Here is a 19926-nt window from a genome sequence, read left to right as displayed (position 1 = left end):
TCACACCGCTCCCGGCCGCCCGCCACCCGAACGGCCGCGCGGGCAGCCCGGCCGGGTGTCGGCGGTGCGACGGTGGATACGCGGGAGGGGACTGTTCCTGCTGTCTGCAACGGGAGACACCGTGACCTCTTACGACCGACGTGATCTGGGCCTGCTCCTGCTCCGGCTGGGTGCCGGCGGGGTACTGGCCGCGCACGGCGCGCAGAAGCTGTTCGGCTGGTTCGGCGGAGGAGGTATCGAGGGCACCGGCCAGTTCATGGAGTCCGTCGGCTACCGCCCCGGCCGGACCAACGCGACCATGGCCGGCCTCGCGGAGGCGGGCGGCGGCACGCTGCTGGCCCTCGGCCTCGCCACCCCCGCGGCGGGCGCCTCCGCGGCCGGCGCGATGGCCGGCGCGGCCGCGGTGCACACCCCCAACGGCTTCTTCAACGCGTCCGGCGGCTACGAGTACGCCGCGACCCTGGGCCTGGCCGCCACCGGTCTGGCGATCACCGGCCCCGGACGGCTCTCCCTCGACCACGCCCTCGGGCACGTCTTCGACCGCGGCTGGATGGTCCCGGCGGCCCTGGCCGCCACCGCCGCGGGCGTCGCCGTCGTCGTGGGAACGCGGAACAAGCGGCTGAGGGAGGACCAGGAGAACGAGCAGGAGGCCTTGTTCGAGGAGGAGTTCGTCCGGTAGCGCGCCCTCTGGACGCTCGCGGCTGTATCGCGACCGGTCAGGCCGCCGCCCCGGCCGGCTCCAGGATCTCGCGGACCCGCCGCAGCCCCTCGTGGTCGACGGCGTACCAGACCCAGGTGCCGCGCCGCTCCCGCGTCAGCAGGCCGGCCTCGGTCATGACCTTGAGATGGTGGCTGACGGTCGGCTGCCGCAGCCCCAGACAGTCGGTCAGGTCGGCGACGCAGGCCTCGCCCTGGGGCGCGCGCTCGATGAGCCGGAGCAGTTGCAGCCGGGTCGGATCGGCGATGGCCTTCAGCACGGCGGCCAGCCGCTCGGCCTCGTCACGGTCGATCAGCAGGCGGGACAGGGAGGGGGCTGGGGACAGGGATGGGGTGCGCGCTTCCGGTCCGTCGGTCGCGGCCTCCGTTTCCTCCGTAGAGACGCTCATCTATCCACCATAAGCGTCGACCGGCCGCACCCTTGATCCGAGCGGGTCCCGACTGCGATCTGTTCACCCACGGTTCACTTTCAGGGTGGCGCCGCTTTCCAGCCGGTAGCCCATGCCCCGGATGGCGTCGATGGTGCAGCGGCTGCCGGCCTCGTCGCGCAGCTTGTTGCGGATCCGGCGCACATGCACGGTGAGCGTGTTGCTGTCGAGCTTCTCCGCGCCCCACAGCGCCTTGGTCAACTCCCCCCGGCTGACGACCTTGTTGGGCCGCTCCATCAGATAGCGCAGCAGCAGGAACTCACGGACCGGCAGGGTCAGCGAGCGCCCGCGCACATAGACGTGAAACCCCTCGACGTCGAGCTCGATGTCACCGACGACCAGTCTGCGGTCCGCGTCCAGGGCGGGCCCGCGGCCGGTGAGCAGCGGCAGGATCTCCTCGGCCCGGTAAGGCCGGGCGACGAAGGCCACCGCCCCGGCCGAGAGCGCGGCGGTGGCCTCGGCGGCGCCCTCCGCCCCGGCGCCCACGATGACCGGCACCGGGTGCAGCCGGGCGATCAGCTCGGTGACCGTGGCGGCGCCGACCACCGGCAGCGGCGCGGCCAGCAGCACCGCCTTCGGTCGGCGGGCGCCGACCTGGAGCAGGGCCTCGGCCCCGTCGTGACAGACCAGGGTGCGTACGCCCGCCGCGGTGAACCGGGCCAGCACCCGCTCGGCCAGCTCGGGGTCGGGCTCGGCCAGCAGCAGGTCGGGCGCCGGGCCGTCACCGTCGGAACCGCTGTGTGCCTCGGGGGTCACCCGTACAACTCCTTTACGTGTGGCGAGGTGCAGCGCGCAAAGGGAACGAACGTCCAGGGGCGCGGGGGACTGTGCGACCGGCCACAACGGCGCCGCACCTGAAAGACGGCAGACCGCGGCCGGCCCGGCCGGGCGCCGGGTCAGCCGAAGCGGCCGGTGATGTAGTCCTCGGTGCGCTGGTCGGACGGATTCTCGAAGATCTTCTCCGTGGTGTCGTACTCGACGAGCCGCCCGTGCCGTACGCCCTTGTCGTCGACGTCCGCGGTGAAGAAGGCGGTGTAGTCGGAGACGCGGGCGGCCTGCTGCATGTTGTGGGTGACGATCACGATGGTGAAGTCGGCCGCCAGTTCCGCCATCAGGTCCTCGATGCGCGCGGTGGCGATCGGGTCGAGCGCGGAGCAGGGCTCGTCCATGAGGATCACCTCGGGCCGGACCGCGATGGCCCGCGCGATGCACAGCCGCTGCTGCTGCCCGCCGGACAGCGCGAGGGCGCTGGACTTGAGCTTGTCCTTGACCTCGTCCCACAGCGCGGCCCCGGTGAGCGCCTCCTCGACGAGGTCGTCCATGGTGCCCTTCATGCCGTTCACCCGCGGCCCGTAGGCGATGTTGTCGTAGATCGACTTGGGGAACGGGTTGGGCTTCTGGAAGACCATGCCGATGCGCCGGCGCACCTCGATGGGGTCGACGTCGGCGTCGTAGAGGTTCTCGCCGTGGTACGCGACCTTCCCGGTCACCCGGGCGCCGGGGATCAGGTCGTTCATCCGGTTGAAGCAGCGGATCACGGTGGACTTGCCGCAGCCCGAGGGGCCGATCATCGCGGTGATCTGACGTCGGCCGATGGTCATCGTGACGTCCCGTACGGCCTGGTGGTCGCCGTACCAGACGTCCAGGTCGGAGATGTGGAACACCGGGTCGTCGAGGGAGGGTTCGGGCCGGTTGCGGCGCCGGTTGCCGAGGGAGAGGGCCAGGGCGTGCGCGTCCTCGCCCCGGCCGGGAACGGAGTCTTCGGTCATGGGAATCACCAGCGCTTGCTGAAGCGGTTGCGCAGCCAGATCGCGGCCGCGTTCATGAGCAGGAGGATGGCCAGGAGGATGACGATCCCGGCCGCGGCGAGGTGGTGGAACTCCTCGCGGGACTGGCTGATCCAGCCGAAGATCTGGATGGGCAGCACGGTGTACGCGCTCTCCAGGCCCTCCGGGTTGAACGCCACGTACGTCACCGCGCCGAGCAGCAGCAGCGGTGCGGCCTCGCCGATCGCCCGGGACAGGGCGAGTATCGAGCCGGTCGCGATGCCGGGCACGGCGGCTGGCAGCACCTGGCGCCAGATCGTCTGCCACTGCGTCGCGCCAAGTGCCAGTGAGGCCTGCCGAATTGACTGCGGTACGGCTCTGATGGCTTCCCGGGACGCGATGATGACGACGGGCAGGACCAGCAGCGAGAGCGTGAGCGAGGCCGTCAACACGGTGGTACCGAAGCCGAGTTCGCGAGCGAGAAGCCCCAGTCCGAGGATGCCGTAGATGATCGAGGGCACGGCGGCCAGGTTCTGGATGTTCAGCTCGATCATCCGGTTGTACCAGCGGTTCGGATCGGCGTACTCCTCCAGGTAGATCGCCGCCATGATGCCGGTGGGCAGGCAGAACAGGGCGGTGAAGGCGATCACCCAGATCGTGCCGAAGATCGCGGACTGGGCGCCGGCGCGCTCGGGGCGGCGGATGGAGGGGAAGTTCTCCCACAGCCGTGAGTCCAGCCGGGGCCAGGCCTCCACCAGCACGTAGGTGAGCAGCACGCCGAGAAAGATGATGCCCACGGACAGACAGCACAACAGCAACAGCCGGAAGGCACTCTCACCGGGCCGGAAGCGCGGTCCGGTGAGCTTGCGGGGCGCGGCGTGGGAGGGCGGTTCGGTGACCCTGATCTCGGTGGTCATTCGTACACCTCCCGGTACTTGCGCACGAGGCGGATGCTGATCACGTTCATCACGAAGGTGATGACGAACAGCAGCGCGCCGACGGCGAAGATGGTCTTGTACTCGAAGGAGGCCACGGGCACGTCACCGGAGCCGGCCTGGGCGATGAACCCGGTCATGGTCTGCATCGCTTCCAGCGGATTGACGGTGAGGTTGGCCGTGAGCCCGGACGCGATCGCCACGATCATCGTCTCGCCGATGGCACGGGAGATGCCGAGGACGCAGGCGGCGACGATGCCGGAGAGCGCGGCGGGCACAACCACCCGCACGGAGACGGTCCGTTTGCCCGAGCCGAGCGCGTAGGCCCCGTCCCGCAGCGAGTCGGGTACGGCGGCCATGGCGTCCTCGGACAGCGAGGCGATCGTGGGGATGATCATGACGCCCATCACCAGCCCCGCCGACAGCGCGTTCTGGAAGTCCGGCCCGGCCCCGCTGCCTGGCCACCACTCCCGCAGCCGGGGCGTGACGAAGCTGAGAGCGAAGAACCCGTAGACCACGGTCGGCACACCGGCGAGGACCTCCAGCGCGGGCTTGAGCGCGGCCCGAACCCGCCGGTCGGCGTACTCGCTGAGATAGATGGCGGCCCCGAGCCCCACCGGAACGGCAACGGCCAGCGCGATCACGGTGATCAGCATCGTGGCGCCGAGCAGCGGCAGCACCCCGTACTCGGGAGTGCTGAAGAGTGCGGTCCACTCAGTCCCCCCGAGGAACTCGGCGAAACTCACCCGCTCGAAGAAGTCGACGGTGGGCGGGATGAGGGAGACGACGATCCCGACGGTCGTGGCAACGGACACCAGCGCGGCTGTCAGCAACAGCCCCTGGATGACCCGTTCGCCATAACGCGGCTTGGCCCGCCGCAGGGACCGGGATCCGGTCCCTGCGGGGGCCTTGAGAGTCGGCGAGGTCACTTCGCCGCGTCCTTCAGTTTGTCGAGGTCGGCCTTGAGCTCGGTCTCCTGCTCACCGTTGAGCGGAATGAACTGCGCGTCCTCGGCAATGGCCTTGTGGTCATTGACGTAGTACTCGACGAACCCGAGAACTTCCTCCCGCTCAAGCGCCTTGGCGGAGGGGTAGATGAAGAGGGGCCGGGCGAGCGGCGTGTACGAGCCGTCCTGCGCACTCTCGACACTCGGCGCGACGCACCCTTCTCCCCCATCGATCTGAAGGGCCTTGAGCTTGTCGGTGTTCTCCTCGAAGTACGAGAACCCGAAGTACCCGAGCCCGCCCTTGGACCCGGCAACGCCCTGCACGATGACGTTGTCGTCCTCACTGGGGCTGTAATCGGTCCGGGACGCCCCTTCTTCCCCATTGATCTCATCGGTGAAGTAGTCGAAGGTGCCGGAGTCGGTACCGGGCCCGAAGAGCTTCAGCGGCTCGTCGGGGAACTTGGCGTCGATCTGATTCCAGCTGTTTACCTTGGAGTCGGGCTCCCAGATCTTCTTCAGCTGCTCGGTGGTCAGACACTCCACCCAGTCGTTCTCCTTGGGCACAACGACGGTGAGGGCGTCGTTGGCAACCTGGAACTCCTCGTAGGTAATGCCCTTGTCCTCGCAGGCCGCCTTCTCCTCGTCCTTGATCGGCCGGGAGGCGTCGGAGATGTCGGTCTCACCGTTGCAGAACTTCTCGAACCCGCCGCCCGTGCCCGAAGTACCCACGGTGACCCGGACCTTGGGCTGCTCCTCGGCGAAGAGCTCGGCGGCGGCCGTGGTCAGCGGCGCGACGGTACTCGACCCGTCCACCTTGACCGACCCCGACAACTCGTCACCACTGCCGGACTCCCCGGCATCGTCACCGCCACACGCACTCACCGCCAGCAACACAGCCGCCGTCAGAGCCAGGGGCGCCTTGGCCCGGCGCAACGTAGTGGGAATGTTCACGTGACTCTCGATCCTCGTGTCCGCCGGCTGCCCGGCCGGCCGTGTGGACGAGGCGCAAAGCGCTCCGCTTCGGACAGCTGGATCGAATCTCGCCTATATGAACTCTCCGTGTACACGACGCCACTCAAATATGAACGATAGCCGTTCATCTATATAGAGGGATCTTGATCCAACGTCACGGAAGGGTCACTTGAGCTGGGGGGTTGGCGTTCACTTGCAAGTCATGGTGGGGGTGGGGGGTGCGCGATGCGCATAAGCGGAGGGTGAAGGGCAGACGAGTCGGGCTGTACGCCGGGGGCAGCCGCACGGTGCGCAAGAACGGCCTCTGGCCTGTGACAACATCAGGCGGGAGGGCTACCGCTCTAGCAAGTAGGCCTATCGGCAGGCCGGCTGGCAGTGGGATCGGCAGGAGCATTCGAGGCACGTGCAACGGTGACGGATCACGTCCGCCTCGCCCCGCGTCAGGTCTCCGGAGACAACGCAAATCAGGCTGCACCTCCGAGCGGTGACGCGCGGGACCGCAAGAGCCTCGCCGACTCCGATGCACTCGGACGATACTCGGCACGCTCTGCGAGCGCCTACCAAAGGCGTTCTGGGGGTCGGGCCACACCGACGGACCGCGCAACGGGATCTCGCCGGTGGCGATCTCCCGGCGCAGCGCGGACGCGCTCAGCGTCGCGGGATCGATTCCGAGCGCTGCGAAGTCCAGTGGCCAGTCCCCGGTGGCCACCCACCAGATGCTCGCCCCGAGGGCGTAGGTCCGCAGGCAGGCCCGGGGCGACGGGGCATTGACCGTCTTCGAGCGCCCGGCCAGTTCGGGTGCCAGAAGGTGCGGCCTGCCGCGAATGAACATGTACGACGGCGCAAGGTGGTGGGCGTGCCACGCCCATGAGCAGTCGATGAAGTGAACGCCCTCGGCTGCGTGGATGGTGTGCTGCGGCTGGAGGCCGGAGTGCACCAGCGGTCTCGCGGGCGGGGATGGCGGCGCCTTCCTGACCGGTGCCGACTTTGAGGGCGACCGAGGGCGCAGGGTCCAACGGCGGAGCGACCCAGAAAGATGAACCCTTGCATTATGGGGCGGATCAACGAAGTCGACTCGCTGCCCCGTCGGCCTCGGCCAACTACGGGGACCCCGGCCACGTGGAGACCGGACCACGTTGCTGTCGTATGCGACGTCCAATCTCGCCAGTCTGGGGATGCCTTGCACCCAGGCCAGGCACAAGTTCCTTGACTCCAATGTCACGTTGAGCAACCCACGGGGGCACTCCAGGCACCAGGATTGGTCAAGCGACTCCGATCGGTGAGGGGGGCGCAGCACACGGCCGCCGCGGCGGCCTGTCCGAGAACAATCGAAGTCCACTCCTGACCTCCTTGCGTTCACTTTTGTACGACTCTCACACTCATGACCAGCGGGGCGACTTATCGACCGGTGGGGGTCCGCATGGAAGAAGGCAGTTCGGACTTACTGCACCTGCTGAACGACCGACTGCTGATCATGGCGAACGAGACGAAAGCAACCGACCTCCTGCCTCACGTCGACAAGCGAACCGGCGGCCTGATCCTCACGGGTGCGGACGCCCCCACCCGCTGCCGGCACCTGCGCAACAGGCATCCGGACACCGTCGTGGCAGTCGACCTGGCGGGACACGAGCACGGGGTCGCCACCGCGACCCGTCCCTTCGGTTACCGGGCAAAAGACGGCTGGCACGCTCTGGACCTCGCGGGAGTGGAGGAGATCCTCAACGGCCAGCTCGCCAACAAGGCCGCGTTCGCGGTGACGCCGACGGCCTTCATACCGCGCGATGACGACGGGGACGCACGCACGCTCAAGGCGGTCATCAGCCAGGCGAACGAGCTGGAGCGGGCGGACACGGTGGTACTGCTCCCGTGCAGTTGGCGATGGCTGACCGGCGACTCCCTGGAGCACCTGATCCGGCAGGTGCGGGCCAGTAGGCACCCCGTCTCACTGATCATGCAGCACTGGCGCGACCCCCTGAAAGCGAGGGGAGTGATCGAGGGACTACGGCAACTGTGCCGATCCTGCCCGTAGTTGTTGCTGTGGCGCACCGATCTCGCGGCGTTCGACGCGATCGCGCACGGCGCGATCGGTGCGGCGGTGGGGGTCACGGCTGCGCTCCGGCACGGGATTGCTCCGCGAACCGACAGCGGGGGCGGTGGGGGTATGCCGTATCCGGTGGTTCTCGTCCGCGATCTACTGGAGTACCGCCGGGTAACGACCCTCCAGCACTGGGAGGCACGCATCGGCCCGTGGCCGTGCGAGTGCCGAGTGTGCGAGGGCCGTTCCCTCACACGCTTCGAGAACAGCCCCGCAGCCGTACCGGAGACGCAGTGGCATACGGCCTGCGAACTGTACGCACTGCACGACGAGTTGACGTCAACTCACGCCGGTTGGGAGCGACTGCTGTGGTGGCGACAGATGGTGGCCGAAGCCATCGAGCGTCACCACCACCTGTCCACACGGCTCGGCGAGGAGGTGCCCACTCACCCTCAGGTCCTCCACGACTGGCAGCAGCCAAGTCCGCCGCCGCTTCCGCCGGACTGACCGCGGTGGGCATTGCGGCGAGTCACAACCAACGGGGTCCGGGGAGCCTGACAGTCCATCAGAGGGATGGCATCAAAGCTGTCGTGCTGTACGCGCACGGGGCCGCGCCCCAGTCGGCCGAGGTCAGGTTCTCTTGCAGGCGCAGCCAGCTGTCGGCGGGCCGTTGCACCCGACTCCGGTGACTTGTGGTGCGCGGACCACCAGTATCTTGGAGTCTCGCCAACGACCTCAGGCGAAATGCGCAAACTCCGCGCAGCCGACGTCATTGCGATCGACGCCGTCCCGCCCGGTGCCAACGTATCTGGCGCGTGGACGGAGACGCCACAGCGTCCAAAATCCATCTGTAACAACTGGCCCTTGCACTAACGTGGTTACCCGCTGCGCACCTTCCCGGAGGGTACGTCGGCGGTGTTCCAGGTGCCGGTCCTCGGCGATGAGTGACGAGTGGTCTCCACCGCGTGTCTCACACGGTGTGACTGCGGATGCCCGGTAGGGCGATCCCTGCCATTCCCAGCTCATGCTCAGGAGTGGAAACCGATGAACCCCGTTGAGTACAAGCGTGCACGTCGTGACCGGATTCGCCAGATTCTGGTCGACGTCACGGTGGGAGTCATCACCAGTCTGCTGGTGACGGCCCTTACCTTGGCAGCAAGCCTGGTCTTCTGACCGGCAGGTGGCGGGCCCGGGAGCCCGCCACTCCACCTACCGGTTCACAGTTTCAGAAGAGACGCATTTCTCCAGGCGGAGTGTCCTTCTTCTGGCGCTTCCGGCGGCGGCGCCGCCCTCGGCCGGGACGGGGTAGATGTGGCTGTCGCGCCTGCTCCGGCAGGTTCTCCCAGGTGGGTCGCAGGCCGTGGATCTCGACGTCGCCGACGAGTCCCTTCAGGTAGTCCCGGGTCTCCTCGTCCGTGGAGTAGAGCACGGTCGCCCGGCTGGCCCGGGTCATCAGCACGTGGTAGGCGTGCCGGACGAGTCGGGCGAACTCGTCGTCGTCCACGCTCTTCGGCTTCACCTTGGGATCGAACGACCCGGGGACGGCAACCCGCTTGACGCCCGCCTCCTTGTCCGCCCTCTCCTTGCCCCGGCGGAACACCCAGCGATCGCCCCGGCGCACCATGTCCTCACCCATGATCACGCCGCACCAGTCCCACTCCAGACCCTGCGCGGTGTACACGCAGCCGATCTGGCCGAGACCGTTTTCGTGCACGGACCAGATCTTGGAAGGCGGGACGGTCTTGTTCTCGCAGAAGGAGTCGCTGTCCGCGTTCCACGGCCGGTGCCAGTCGCCGATCCGGACATCGGGTTCCAGCCGCTTCTCCTTGCCCAGGGGCTTCGTCCAGGGCCAGCAGTATCCGGCGACCATGCGCGCGGACGCTCCCGCCGCGGCCTCGGAACGGATGATCCGCTCAAGTTCCTCAGGACTGTCCACGACCTCGACATGCATGAGTCCGTCCGGGGTCCACAGCTCCGGCTCCGCATCGGACACCTCCAGCGCGCCGCGTACCCAGCGGATGTAGGCGTCGCTGCCTCCGCACCGGAACTGTTCCCGCAGGCGGCAGCGGACCAGATGGGCGTCGTAGCGTCGTGCCGCGTCCTCCACGAGAGCAACGGTGCCGACCTCCTGCGGGCGCACGGACTGACCCTCGTCGAGGAAGAACACCGTCAACCGGGAGGCGTCGAGGAGCTCGTCCACCTGAGGCTTGGTGCCCCAGTCCTCGGGTTTCCAGAAGCGGTTGGTGGAGCGGTCGCGCAGGCGGTGGGCCTCGTCGCAGATCAACACGTCCAGCGGCGGGTCGGGCGGCGTGACGAAGTTGCTGAAGTAAGTGAAGGTCTCCTTGAACTCCCGGTCGCCGTAACCGACATGCTCCTGCAGAGCTCCGTTGAACGCCCGACTGCCGCTCGCATACTTGACCGTGCGGCCATCGGCTTCCAGTTCAGCCTTGAGCTGGAGGCCGATGGCGCTCTTGCCGGTGCCGGCACCGCCCGTCACGAGAAACACCACCCGTCGTTCGTCGGGGAGGAGCGCGGGCCGCTGGGGATCGGGAAGCACCTTGGCAGCTGTGTCGAGTATCTGGACCGCGACCTTCTTCTGACGGCCACGCAGGGTGAAGACCGTGTCCTCGCCGCTGGAGCGAATCATGGCGTCGAGCAGCGGAGTGTTGCGCAGGCCCATGCTCCGTAACAGGATCTCGGCCGCCGAGTCGGCACCGTCGGCGGCGAAGCTGCTCCGCAGGTCCGACAGCAGTTGGGCACGGCGGTCGTTGGTGTAGACACGGGCGTAGGAACCGGTCGGCGCGTCCACGCCGACCAGTGGGAGCACTGCGGCGTCGGTGGCATTGTGCAGATAGGCGAAGCCTCCACACTCGTAGTCCAGTCCGTACAGCGGTCCTCTGTCACTCGTGAACGCCTCGTAGTACTCGCGCAGTTGCAGCGCCGGATGCTTCTTCTCCCCCATACCGGGGACATGCACCAGTTCCGCGGTGGCTCGCTCCACCCGGGTCACCGTCGACCACCGTTTCAGCTCGACGAGTTGGACGGACAGCCCGTTCTCTTCGGGATGATGGCCCACGAGGACGACGTCGATGAGCCGCGGGGCACCGGGGCGGTCGGTCTCGTCGAGGGTGGCCGCGCACTCGACGACCATCTCGACGTTCCCGCGGTCGGCGGCGACCAGATCTTCGGCAAGATGTACCAGGCTCTCTGCCCAGGCGGAACGTTCGGTCAACGAAGCGTCGGTGCTGAGGAAGTGCTTCCACCTCGCAGCGAGGTGGGGCACCATACGGCGTCTTGAGTTCAGGGTCAGCAGATCCCGCGCTGCCAGTTTCAGCAGGAGCATGGACACGAGGTGGATCCCCCAGGGCACGAGTGACTCGTGCGGATGGGGGCATGTCCACGTGGGGAAGCCCGTCGGGCCGCAATGACGCCTGGGATCTTAAAGAAGTGATCGCCTTTCCCGACGCATATGACGCGTCGGTCGGCTGGAACCACGGACATCATGGCCGGATATCACGCGTTCACCGCCGCAGAAGGGACTCCTCGACTGCGGAAGACCGCGGCTCCGGTCGGCCGGACACCAGTTCCCGCAGCTTCTCCCTGGTCTCCGGATCGGTCGAGTACACGATCGTGCCGACCATCCCCCGCGTCAGCAGCACCTTGTACGTGTTCCGAATGAGACGGTCGACATCGGTGTCCGGTGTGGACTTCTTGAACACCGGGTCCTTGGACGCGGTGCGGTCGGTGATCCAGCGGTCACCCCGCCAGACCAGGTCTGGCCCGATGATGACGCCGGACCAGTCGTACTCGAATCCCTGGGCGGTGTAGACGCAGCCGATCTGCCCGAAGCCGGCAGGATCGGTGGCCCACAGCGCGGACGGAGGCGCTCCGGAGACCGACCGGTCCCCGCGCAGGTTCCAAGGCCGGGCCCAGCCCCCGATGACGACGTCGGGAGGCAGGGGATCGCCGGGCTTGGGCTCGGGGGACCACCGCCAGCAGTAGCCCGCGGACATCCGGGCACCGTATTTCTCGGCGCGGCGTGCGTCGAGGAACGCCTCCAGTTCTCCTGGGCTGTCGGCGACCAGCAGCTGCATGCGGTCGTCGGGCTCCCATACGACCGGCCCGCCGGGCTCGAGGCCGAGGAGCCGAACCACCCAGCGCAGGTAGGCGTCGCTGCCTCCGCAGCGGAACTGGCTGTCCAGGGGGACGACATGGCAGTCGATGCCCCGTCTGGCCGCGGCCTCACGGATTTCGTCCACGGTGCCCATCTCACCGGGACGCACCACCTGGTGCTCGTCGAGAAAGAAGACCGGTACGTGGGCCACGTCGATGAGTTCGTCGATCTGCGCCCTGCCGGTCCGCAGTGCCGCTCGGGTATAGCGGTTGGCGGAGGTCTCCCGGATGCGGTGCGCCTCGTCACAGATCAGAGCACTCAGGCTGTTCTTCTCTGTGGTCATGAAGCTGTTGAAGTACTTGAAGAGGTCCTGGACTTCCCGCTTCCGGGAACCGGCCACCTTGCGCATCGTCTTGGTGAACGACTGCGAGCCAGTCGCGTGGACCGCGGCCACACCCCTCCGGTACAGCTCGCCGAGCACTTGGAGGGCGATCACGCTCTTCCCGGTACCGGGGCCACCGGTGACGATGACGACTTCCTTGTGGTCGGCGCGCTTCGCCCGCTCCACCGCGTTGAGCACCATGCGGTAGGCGACCTGCTGCTCGTCCAGGAGAACGAACTGCTGTCGCTCCCTCACTTCTTGGGCTGCCACCGACATCAGCTGCTTCGACGGCACGGTTGCACCCGCGAGCAGCTCGTCGGCCGCACGAGCACCGGGGTGCTTGTCGCTCAGCTGCGACCGGAGGTGGTCCAGGAACGCACCGCGGCGTTCCCCCGTGAAGAGCCGCCCCTGCCCGTCGTGCTCGATGTCCCGTAGCCCCGCCACCCCGAACTCGGTGGCGTTGTGCAGGAAGGCCACTCCCTGGATCCGCTCGCCGTGCTCGGCCACCGCGCCATTGAAGTTGACCAGGTAGTCGCGGTATCGCCGCACCTGCTCAATCGGATTGAGCACGGGGTGCGCGTAGACGTCGACATGGCACAGGGTGGGGTCGTCCTCGTGCGGAGTTGCCTGGCTCCACTGCTTCAGCTCTACCACGACGTAGGACGGCTCCCCCGTGACCGGGTGCACTCCGGCGAGGATGGCGTCGGCACGCTTGCTGTTCAGCGGTAGCGCGTACTCCAGCAAGACCTCGACGTCGCCCAGGCCGGCGTCGTTGAGCGCAGCGGTCAGCAGCGGGATGCTGCGTTCCCAGGAACGCATCTCCGAGGCTCCGGGCCGATAGCCGTGTACGTGAACGAACTGCTCGGTGAGGTGCAGGAACAGCGAACCGTCGAGTGCCATGACGGCGACCGTTTTGGCGGACGCGCGGAACAGCAAGGACTTCCCCCAGGCAGCACGAAGAGACTCGTGCGGGTGGGGGCATGTCCTTCGAGACTCCACCGGGATGGAGCGGAAGCCCGTCGGGCCGCGTTGACGATGTGCTTGAGGGTACCTGGCGGCGCCGGCACCGGTACCAGCGGTCGCATTGGCGGCAGCAGACGCCGTGCCCGGCATCAATTGCCAACGTCTAGACACCCGTCGTCGGCTGTCAGCGTCACAGCGCCGACCCCGTTCCGACTCGCCTTTCCAGGCGCCATCCAGAGGATGGTGTCTACGGCCGATGGCTGTGGAAATGTGGGGTGGCAGACGAGTCGGGCTGTACGCCGGGTTCTGTTCCCAAGGCTCCTCGCGGAGCCGAGGGTGACGGCCATCCATCTAGGACCGGTGTTGCCACCGGTCTCGTGCGGTCTACCCGCGGACTCGGGCGGGCAGCCCTCGGTCGTCCGCGCAGGAGCACCGGGGTGCTCCCTCTTGACCTTGCTCCGGGTGGGGTTTACCTAGCTGCCCAGGTCGCCCTGGGCACTGGTGGTCTCTTACACCACCGTTTCACCCTTACCGAGGACCGAGGTCCCCGGCGGTTTGCTTTCTGTGGCACTGTCCCGCGGGTCACCCCGGGTGGCCGTTAGCCATCACCCTGCCCTGTGGAGCCCGGACGTTCCTCGGGAAGCCCCTCAAGGGGACTCCACGCGGCCGTCCGCCCGGCTCGTCTGCCGTGGCGACCATGTTACCGGCCTGCGGGGGGCCGCGGTCGCCAGGACCGAGCCCGCGAGGATGAGGGCGAAGGCCGCCGCGATGGTGGGGGTGAGCGGCTCGTTCAGGAAGACGGCTCCGGCCGCGACTGCCACCGCCGGGTTGACGTACGTGATCACCGTCGCCCGGGTCGGGCCCGCCTCCTTGATCAGCTCCAGGAAGGCCACGAAGGCGACGGCCGTGCAGATCACGCCCAGGGCTGCGAGAGACGCCAGGACCGAGGTGGAGGGCATCTGCGACGGCCAGGTCGCGGCCGCCGCGGGGGTGTAGACCAGCGCCGCCAGCGCCAGGCAGGGGGCCGTCAGCTGGAGGGTCGGGACGTCCTTCAGGTGGCGGGCGGCGATCAGCGGGGCCGTGGCGTAGCCCAGCACCGTCAGCAGGACCTCGGCCAGCGACTTCGCGTCGCCGCCGGTCAGGTGCGGGACGGTGAGGGTGCCGACGCCGGCCAGGCCCAGGCCGAGGCCGGTCATGCGCCGTACGCCCAGCCTCTCCGTGTCGCCGAAGAAGCGGGCCAGGACGACTCCGACGATGGGGACGCCCGCGATCAGCAGGCCGGCGGTGGAGCTGGAGAGGTGGCGTTCGGCGTCCGTCAGCGTGTACCAGGGGCCGACGATCTCGATGACCGCGAAGGCCAGCATCGGCCGCCAGTGGGTCCGTACGGTCCGGGGCAGGCCGCCCTGGCGTATCGCGAAGGGCAGCAGGAGCGCGGCGCCGAGGGCGCAGCGCACGAACACCACCATGGACGCGGACAGCGGGGCGTCCACCGCCACCTTGATCAGCAGGTAGGGGATACCCCAGATCAGTCCCATGAGGGAGAACAGGAACCAGCCACGTGCACTCATGCGGCCATCGTCGGCGGCGCGTCAGCGGCCGTCTTGAACGCTGTTGCGGTACGCCGCCGGCGTCACCCCCAGCACCCGCCGGAACCAGCGGGTCAGATGCGCCTGGTCGGCGAAGCCGACGCGGGCGGCGACCTCCGCCGGGCGCAGTCCGCACTCCAGCAGGGTGCGGGCCCGCTGCACCCGGTGCTGGGCGAGCCAGGCGTACGGCGGCACCCCCGTCGCCGTACGGAAGGCGCGCAGGAGCTGGTAGCGGGACAGGCCCAGGTCGGCGGCGAGGGTGGCGAGGGAGGGTGGGGCCGTCAGTTCGTCGGCCAGGCGGTCGCGGACCGTGCGGGCTATGCGGTCGGCGCCGGGGACGGGGGTGGTGACCACGTGTGCCGTGGAGTGGCGGTGGGTCAGGGCCGTCAGCAGCCAGGGCAGGCGGGACTCGGTCTCCAGCGGGTCGGGGCAGACGCTGAGCTCGGTGTGCGTGACGCGCAGGGCGGCGGCCAGTTCGGGGTCGTCGAGGACGGGTTCGCGGAAGTGCGGGAGCGCAGCGCCCTCCCCCAGCAGCGCGGGCTCCGCGTACAGGGCGCGGTAGGCGTAGCCGTCCGTGGCGTTGCCGGGGCCGCCCGTGTGCATCTCACCCGGCGCCAGCACGACGATGGAGCCCGGTCCCGTGCGGATGTGCCCGCCGCGGTAGTCGATGATCTCCGAGCCGCCCACGCACACCCCGATCGTGTACTCCTCGTGCGCGTGCGGGGCGTAGACGTGCTTGGTGAAGCGGGCGGTGAGCAGGTCGAGCGGGGGGCCGCAGCGGCCCACCCGCGCCCTGGTCCACAGTGCCTGTTCCACGCCTCGCCCCTGTCCGTCGTCGTCAGGGTGCAACACCGGGCGGCCCGGAGAAAAGTCCGGAGCGAAGTCCGGAGAGAAGTCCGGTGCAGGTCACGCGGGTACGAAGCGCACCTTCGCCACTCCCGGCTCCGCCTGTGTGAGCCGGACGCGCAACCGTTCGCCCAGCGGCAGTGCGCCGTCGCCGTCGATGCGGCCGATGACCGCCGGGGTCTCCAACTGGACGGTGCCGGTGGCCGGTTCGTGGTCCTTCACGTCCACCACGCAGCCGTCGAACTCCTCCCCCACCCGGTCCTTCAGCAGCGCCGCCTCCACGATGTCGACGCATTCGCGTTCGACGGTTCCGGCGCGGCGGCCGCCGTCCGCCATCTCCTCGGGCAGGGCGTCCAGGGCCGCGAGGACCCAGTCGGGCGGGGGTTCCTCCGCCACGGCCGCCATGCAGAGTTCGGAGGTGAAGCGGTCGGCGAGGCGGCGGAGGGGGGCCGTGCAGTGGGCGTAGGGGGCGGCCACCGCGGAGTGCGTGGTGATGGATGGCAGCCGGCCGTCCCTGAACACCGTGTAGCCCGCGCCCCTCAGCAGCGTCGTGCACTCCTGGAGGAAGGCCGCGTGGTGCGGGCGGTGCGGGTCGAGGGAGCGGACGAGGGCCGCGTACGAGACGTGGTGCGGCCAGTCGATGTGCAGGGCGCGGGCGGTACGGCGCAGGCGGCCGACCGCGCCGTCGGGGGCGGCGGGGAGGGTGCGCAGGACGCCCGTGCCGTAGGCGAGCATCAGGTCCGCCGCGGCCATCCCCGTCAGCAGGGAGATCTGGGCGTTCCAGCTGTCGGCGGGGAGCGGGGCGCGGTACGACAGCTCGTACGACCCGTCCCGTTCGACGATCTCCTGCTCGGGGACGTTGAGGGAGATTCCACCGCGGTCCGATTCCAGGCCCTCCCGCAGCCGGCCGATCTCCGCCAGCAGCGCGAGCGGCTCCTCGGCGGTCTTGGCGTCGATCTCCTGCTGTACGCCCGCGTAGTCGAGCTTGGCCCGGCTGCGGACCAGGGCGCGGCGGACGTCGACGGCGAGGGGGTTGCCGTACGCGTCGAGGTCGATCGTCCACAGGGCGGCCGGGCGGGTCTGGCCGGGGAGCAGGCTCGCGGCGCCCTCGCCGAGCACCGCGGGGTGCAGGGGGACCCTGCCGTCCGGGAAGTAGAGGGTGGTCACGCGGCGGTGGGTCTCGGCGTCGAGGACCGTTCCGGGTACGACGAAGGCGGCGACGTCGGCGATGGCGTACCGGACGCGGTAGCCGGTGCCCAGGCGGGACAGGTACATCGCCTGGTCGAGGTCGGTGGAGGTGGGCGGGTCGATGGTGAACAGGGGGATGTCGGTCGCGTCGGTGGGGGGAAGTGCGGGGTCCCTCGCGACGCGCTCGGCCTCCGCGAGCACCTCGGGCGGGAAGGTCTCGGCGATGCCGAGTTCGGTGCGCAGCGCGGTGAGGGCGGCCCGGAGGGGGGCTTCGGGGGCGCCGGTCACGCGGATGTGGCGGCGGGGCATACAGCGAGCGTAGGGCGGGGGCCGCCCGGTGGCACGCCGTACGCTGTGGCGAGCTCTACAGAAGGAGATCCGCCCGTGCTTGTCCTGCTGCCGCCGTCCGAAGGCAAGGCCTCCTCCGGTCGTGGCGCCCCGCTGAAACTGGAGTCGCTGTCGCTGCCGGGGCTGACCGCCGCCCGCGAGTCCGTCCTCGGCGAGCTCGTGGAGCTGTGCAGCGGCGACGAGGACAAGGCGCGCGAGGTACTCGGGCTGAGCGAGGGGCTGCGCGGCGAGGTCGCGAAGAACACCGAGCTGCCGACGGCCGGGGCGCGGCCCGCCGGGGAGATCTACACGGGTGTCCTCTACGACGCCCTCGGCCTGGCCTCCCTGGATGCCGCCGCGAAGAAGCGCGCCGCGCGCTCGCTGCTGGTGTTCTCCGGGCTGTGGGGCGCGGTCCGGGTGACCGACCGCATTCCCTCCTACCGCTGCTCGATGGGTGTGAAGCTGCCGGGTCTCGGGGCGCTGGGCGCGCACTGGCGTACGCCGATGGCGTCGGTGCTGCCCGAGGCGGCCGGGGACGGGCTGGTGCTGGACCTGCGGTCGGCGGCGTACGCGGCGGCGTGGAAGCCGAAGGGCGAGGTCGCCGGGCGGACGGCGAGCGTGCGGGTGCTGCACGCGCCGACGCGGAAGGTGGTCAGCCACTTCAACAAGGCGACGAAGGGGCGGATCGTACGGAGTCTGCTGTCGTCCGGGGTGCGGCCGGCGGGGCCCGCGGAGCTGGTGGAGGCGCTGCGGGACCTGGGCTACGTGGTGGAGGCTCAGGCGCCGAAGAAGGCGGGGGCGGCCTGGTCGCTGGACGTGCTGGTGGACGAGGTCCACTGAGCGCTCCGCTGGAGCTGCGGTGACGGGCCGACGTTCGGCTGCGGCGCCGTCGTGGCCGGTCGCGCCCGCGCGGCGGAGCCGCATATCGATACAGCCCCGCGCACCTGGAGGGCGTTGCCGAACCGCAGTGGACTTCACCGGGTCCGCTGGACGGTTGTTGCAACATACGCAATGACCTTTGCGCGTGTTGCATCGCGGCGGCAGGATGTCGGCATGACCTCCGTGCTGGACCTTGCGCCCGTCGTGCCCGTTGTCGTGATCGAGGATCCGGCCGACGCCGTGCCGCTCGCCCGGGCGCTGGTCGCGGGCGGCCTGCCCGCGATCGAGGTGACGCTGCGGACGCCCGCTGCGCTCGACGCGATCCGGGCGGTCGCCAGGGAGGTGCCGGGGGCGGTGGTCGGCGCGGGGACCGTGATCGCGCCGGAGCAGGTGACGTCGTCCGTGGCCGCGGGGGCGCGGTTTCTGGTCAGCCCGGGGTGGACGGACGTGCTGCTGGCGGCGATGCGGGCGTCCGGGGTGCCGTTCCTGCCGGGGGTGTCGACGACCTCGGAGGTCGTGGCGCTGCTGGAGCGGGGGGTGCGGGAGATGAAGTTCTTCCCGGCGCAGGCCGCGGGCGGGGCGGCGTATCTGAAGTCCCTGTCGGGGCCGTTGCCGCAGGCGCGGTTCTGCCCGACCGGAGGGATCGGGCCGGACTCCGCGCCGGAGTACCTCGCCCTGCCCAACGTGGGTTGTGTGGGCGGCAGTTGGATGCTTCCCGCGGAGGCGGTCGCCGCCCGTGACTGGGACCGGATCGAGTCCCTGGCCCGGGCGGCGGCCGGGCTCAGCGCAGGTGCGAGGTGTCGTTGAAGAGCCGGACGCTCGCGTTGCCGTCGGCGTAGTACGCCACCGCCGACAGGGAGGCCGCCGACAGTTCCATGCGGAACAGGGACTCGGGCGGGGCGCCCAGGGCGAGCCGTACGAACGTCTTGATCGGGGTGACGTGGCTGACCAGCAGCACCGTGCGGCCCGCGTACGTGGCGACCAGCTTGTCGCGGGTCGCGGCGATGCGGGTGGCCGTCTCGGCGAAGCTCTCGCCGCCGCCGGTGGGGCGGGCCTCGGGGTCGGCCAGCCAGGCGTTCAGGTCCTCCGGGTGCCGTTCGCGGACCTCACCGAAGGTGAGCCCCTCCCAGGCGCCGAAGTCGGTCTCACGCAGGCCCTCGTCAACGGTCACCTCAAGGCCCAGGCGGGCGGCCACCGCGGCGGCGGTCTCCCGGGTACGGGCAAGCGGTGACGCCACAACAGCCTGAATCGTGCCCCGCCTGGCCAGCGCCGCAGCCGCCCGCTCCGCCTGCTCCCGGCCGATCTCCGACAGGGACGGATCGCTGCCGCCACTCCCGGAGAACCGCTTCTGCGGGGTGAGCGGAGTCTCCCCGTGCCGCAGCAGCACGAAGGTCGCCGGGGCGCCCATGTCGGCGGGGGCCCATCCTGGGGCGGCGACGGTCTTGGCGGCACGGACGTCGGCGTCGGCTTTGGCGGCCACGCCGCCCAGCGGCTCCGCCGGTCCGCGGCGGGAATCGGGGGCAGCGGAGGAAGCCGGCGGCGGGACCGACGCGGCCCGGCTTGCGGAGGAAGCGGGCGCGGCGGAGGAGGCCGCCGGTGCGGAGGAAATCGGCGCGGCCGAAGCAGCCGGCGGCGCGGAAGAAACTGGCGTAGCCAAAGATGCCGCCGCCGCGGAGGAAACCGGCGCAGCCGAAGAAACCGCCACCGCAGAAGAAGCAGGCGCAGCCGAAGCAGCCACCACCCCGGAGGAAACCGGCGCAGCCGAAGAAACCGCCACCGCAGAAGAAGCAGGCGCAGCCGAAGCAGCCACCACCCCGGAGGAAACCGGCGCAGCCGAAGAAC

17 protein-coding genes, 1 other RNA gene and 1 pseudogene are annotated in these 19926 nt (G+C 69.6%); 6 read left to right on the top strand and 13 right to left on the bottom strand.

Annotated elements, in window-relative coordinates:
• Positions 1–121: 121 nt before the first annotated feature.
• On the top strand, positions 122–679 hold the full coding sequence (locus AB0Q90_RS06415) for a DoxX family membrane protein (RefSeq protein ID WP_363159534.1): 558 nt from the start codon (positions 122–124) through the stop codon (positions 677–679).
• A 37-nt stretch (positions 680–716) separates the two neighbouring features.
• Here the strand turns inward: AB0Q90_RS06415 and AB0Q90_RS06410 are convergent, their stop codons facing one another.
• The 6 genes from AB0Q90_RS06410 to AB0Q90_RS06385 all read right to left on the bottom strand — a co-directional run bounded on the left by AB0Q90_RS06410 (position 717) and on the right by AB0Q90_RS06385 (position 5743).
• The gene (locus tag AB0Q90_RS06410; RefSeq protein WP_363159536.1) at positions 717–1106 is read right to left on the bottom strand and encodes a metalloregulator ArsR/SmtB family transcription factor; all 390 of its coding nucleotides are present in this window, start codon (positions 1104–1106) and stop codon (positions 717–719) included.
• Positions 1107–1169: 63 nt separating this feature from the next.
• Positions 1170–1901: a response regulator transcription factor gene (locus AB0Q90_RS06405; protein ID WP_363159537.1), complete on the bottom strand. Its 732-nt coding sequence runs from the start codon at positions 1899–1901 to the stop codon at positions 1170–1172.
• Positions 1902–2041: 140 nt separating this feature from the next.
• The gene (gene pstB, locus AB0Q90_RS06400) at positions 2042–2914 is read right to left on the bottom strand and encodes a phosphate ABC transporter ATP-binding protein PstB (protein WP_363159538.1); all 873 of its coding nucleotides are present in this window, start codon (positions 2912–2914) and stop codon (positions 2042–2044) included.
• A 5-nt stretch (positions 2915–2919) separates the two neighbouring features.
• Positions 2920–3828: a phosphate ABC transporter permease PstA gene (pstA, locus tag AB0Q90_RS06395; RefSeq protein ID WP_363159540.1), complete on the bottom strand. Its 909-nt coding sequence runs from the start codon at positions 3826–3828 to the stop codon at positions 2920–2922.
• Positions 3825–4775 (bottom strand): phosphate ABC transporter permease subunit PstC, encoded by a 951-nt coding sequence (gene pstC / locus AB0Q90_RS06390; RefSeq protein WP_363159542.1) that lies wholly within the window; start codon positions 4773–4775, stop codon positions 3825–3827. Before pstC ends, pstA begins: the two co-directional genes overlap by 4 nt.
• Complete coding sequence (locus AB0Q90_RS06385) at positions 4772–5743, bottom strand: PstS family phosphate ABC transporter substrate-binding protein (protein ID WP_363159543.1); 972 nt, start codon at positions 5741–5743, stop codon at positions 4772–4774. The genes pstC and AB0Q90_RS06385 overlap by 4 nt, the downstream gene beginning before the upstream one ends.
• Before the next feature lie 1441 nt (positions 5744–7184).
• On the opposite strand from AB0Q90_RS06385, the gene AB0Q90_RS06380 reads away from it, so the two are divergent.
• The 3 genes from AB0Q90_RS06380 to AB0Q90_RS06370 all read left to right on the top strand — a co-directional run bounded on the left by AB0Q90_RS06380 (position 7185) and on the right by AB0Q90_RS06370 (position 8972).
• Positions 7185–7793 (top strand): hypothetical protein, encoded by a 609-nt coding sequence (locus AB0Q90_RS06380; protein ID WP_363159544.1) that lies wholly within the window; start codon positions 7185–7187, stop codon positions 7791–7793.
• 132 nt (positions 7794–7925) lie between these two features.
• A complete protein-coding gene (locus tag AB0Q90_RS06375) occupies positions 7926–8306 on the top strand; it encodes a hypothetical protein (RefSeq protein WP_363159545.1) in 381 nt (126 codons plus the stop codon).
• Between the two features lie 537 nt (positions 8307–8843).
• Positions 8844–8972 carry a DUF6408 family protein gene (locus AB0Q90_RS06370; protein WP_363159546.1) on the top strand — a complete coding sequence of 43 codons (129 nt, stop codon included), beginning with the start codon at positions 8844–8846 and terminating at the stop codon, positions 8970–8972.
• 52 nt (positions 8973–9024) lie between these two features.
• Here the strand turns inward: AB0Q90_RS06370 and AB0Q90_RS06365 are convergent, their stop codons facing one another.
• The 6 genes and pseudogenes from AB0Q90_RS06365 to AB0Q90_RS06340 all read right to left on the bottom strand — a co-directional run bounded on the left by AB0Q90_RS06365 (position 9025) and on the right by AB0Q90_RS06340 (position 17187).
• Positions 9025–11031 carry a DUF2075 domain-containing protein gene (locus AB0Q90_RS06365; protein WP_363159547.1) on the bottom strand — a complete coding sequence of 669 codons (2007 nt, stop codon included), beginning with the start codon at positions 11029–11031 and terminating at the stop codon, positions 9025–9027.
• A gap of 289 nt (positions 11032–11320) precedes the next feature.
• Positions 11321–13231: a DUF2075 domain-containing protein gene (locus AB0Q90_RS06360; protein ID WP_363159548.1), complete on the bottom strand. Its 1911-nt coding sequence runs from the start codon at positions 13229–13231 to the stop codon at positions 11321–11323.
• Between the two features lie 306 nt (positions 13232–13537).
• Positions 13538–13940: RNase P RNA component class A (gene rnpB, locus AB0Q90_RS06355), an RNA gene on the bottom strand.
• A 103-nt stretch (positions 13941–14043) separates the two neighbouring features.
• Positions 14044–14793: pseudogene (locus AB0Q90_RS06350) on the bottom strand (DMT family transporter); the annotation flags it as partial.
• A 54-nt stretch (positions 14794–14847) separates the two neighbouring features.
• Positions 14848–15660 (bottom strand): AraC family transcriptional regulator, encoded by an 813-nt coding sequence (locus AB0Q90_RS06345; RefSeq protein WP_363159550.1) that lies wholly within the window; start codon positions 15658–15660, stop codon positions 14848–14850.
• Between the two features lie 90 nt (positions 15661–15750).
• Entirely contained in the window at positions 15751–17187 is a 1437-nt protein-coding gene (locus AB0Q90_RS06340) for an RNB domain-containing ribonuclease (protein WP_363159551.1), read from the bottom strand.
• A 75-nt stretch (positions 17188–17262) separates the two neighbouring features.
• On the opposite strand from AB0Q90_RS06340, the gene yaaA reads away from it, so the two are divergent.
• Together yaaA and AB0Q90_RS06330 are read left to right on the top strand one after the other, a co-directional pair.
• On the top strand, positions 17263–18045 hold the full coding sequence (gene yaaA / locus AB0Q90_RS06335; RefSeq protein ID WP_363159552.1) for a peroxide stress protein YaaA: 783 nt from the start codon (positions 17263–17265) through the stop codon (positions 18043–18045).
• 213 nt (positions 18046–18258) lie between these two features.
• Positions 18259–18891, top strand: coding sequence for a bifunctional 4-hydroxy-2-oxoglutarate aldolase/2-dehydro-3-deoxy-phosphogluconate aldolase (locus AB0Q90_RS06330; RefSeq protein WP_363159553.1), 633 nt, complete (start codon positions 18259–18261; stop codon positions 18889–18891).
• On the opposite strand, the gene AB0Q90_RS06325 is transcribed toward AB0Q90_RS06330, so the two are convergent.
• Positions 18866–19926: bifunctional RNase H/acid phosphatase (locus tag AB0Q90_RS06325; RefSeq protein WP_365732701.1), on the bottom strand; the 1061-nt coding region annotated here is incomplete at its 5' end. The two genes, AB0Q90_RS06330 and AB0Q90_RS06325, sit on opposite strands and share 26 nt — an antisense overlap.

The organism is Streptomyces sp. NPDC079141, from assembly GCF_040686775.1.
Lineage (GTDB): Bacteria > Actinomycetota > Actinomycetes > Streptomycetales > Streptomycetaceae > Streptomyces.
Note: the sequence above shows the minus strand (reverse complement) of the source record. Positions and strands in the feature narration are given on the sequence as shown.

Bases quoted from the DNA above. Each gene is read 5' to 3' on its own strand.
- AB0Q90_RS06370 (WP_363159546.1), top strand. From the start codon at position 8,844: ATGAACCCCGTTGAGTACAAGCGTGCACGTCGTGACCGGATTCGCCAG.
- AB0Q90_RS06340 (WP_363159551.1), bottom strand. From the start codon at position 17,187: ATGCCCCGCCGCCACATCCGCGTGACCGGCGCCCCCGAAGCCCCCCTC.
- AB0Q90_RS06380 (WP_363159544.1), top strand. From the start codon at position 7,185: ATGGAAGAAGGCAGTTCGGACTTACTGCACCTGCTGAACGACCGACTG.
- pstB (WP_363159538.1), bottom strand. From the start codon at position 2,914: ATGACCGAAGACTCCGTTCCCGGCCGGGGCGAGGACGCGCACGCCCTG.
- AB0Q90_RS06330 (WP_363159553.1), top strand. From the start codon at position 18,259: ATGACCTCCGTGCTGGACCTTGCGCCCGTCGTGCCCGTTGTCGTGATC.
- pstA (WP_363159540.1), bottom strand. From the start codon at position 3,828: ATGACCACCGAGATCAGGGTCACCGAACCGCCCTCCCACGCCGCGCCC.
- AB0Q90_RS06375 (WP_363159545.1), top strand. From the start codon at position 7,926: ATGCCGTATCCGGTGGTTCTCGTCCGCGATCTACTGGAGTACCGCCGG.
- AB0Q90_RS06410 (WP_363159536.1), bottom strand. From the start codon at position 1,106: ATGAGCGTCTCTACGGAGGAAACGGAGGCCGCGACCGACGGACCGGAA.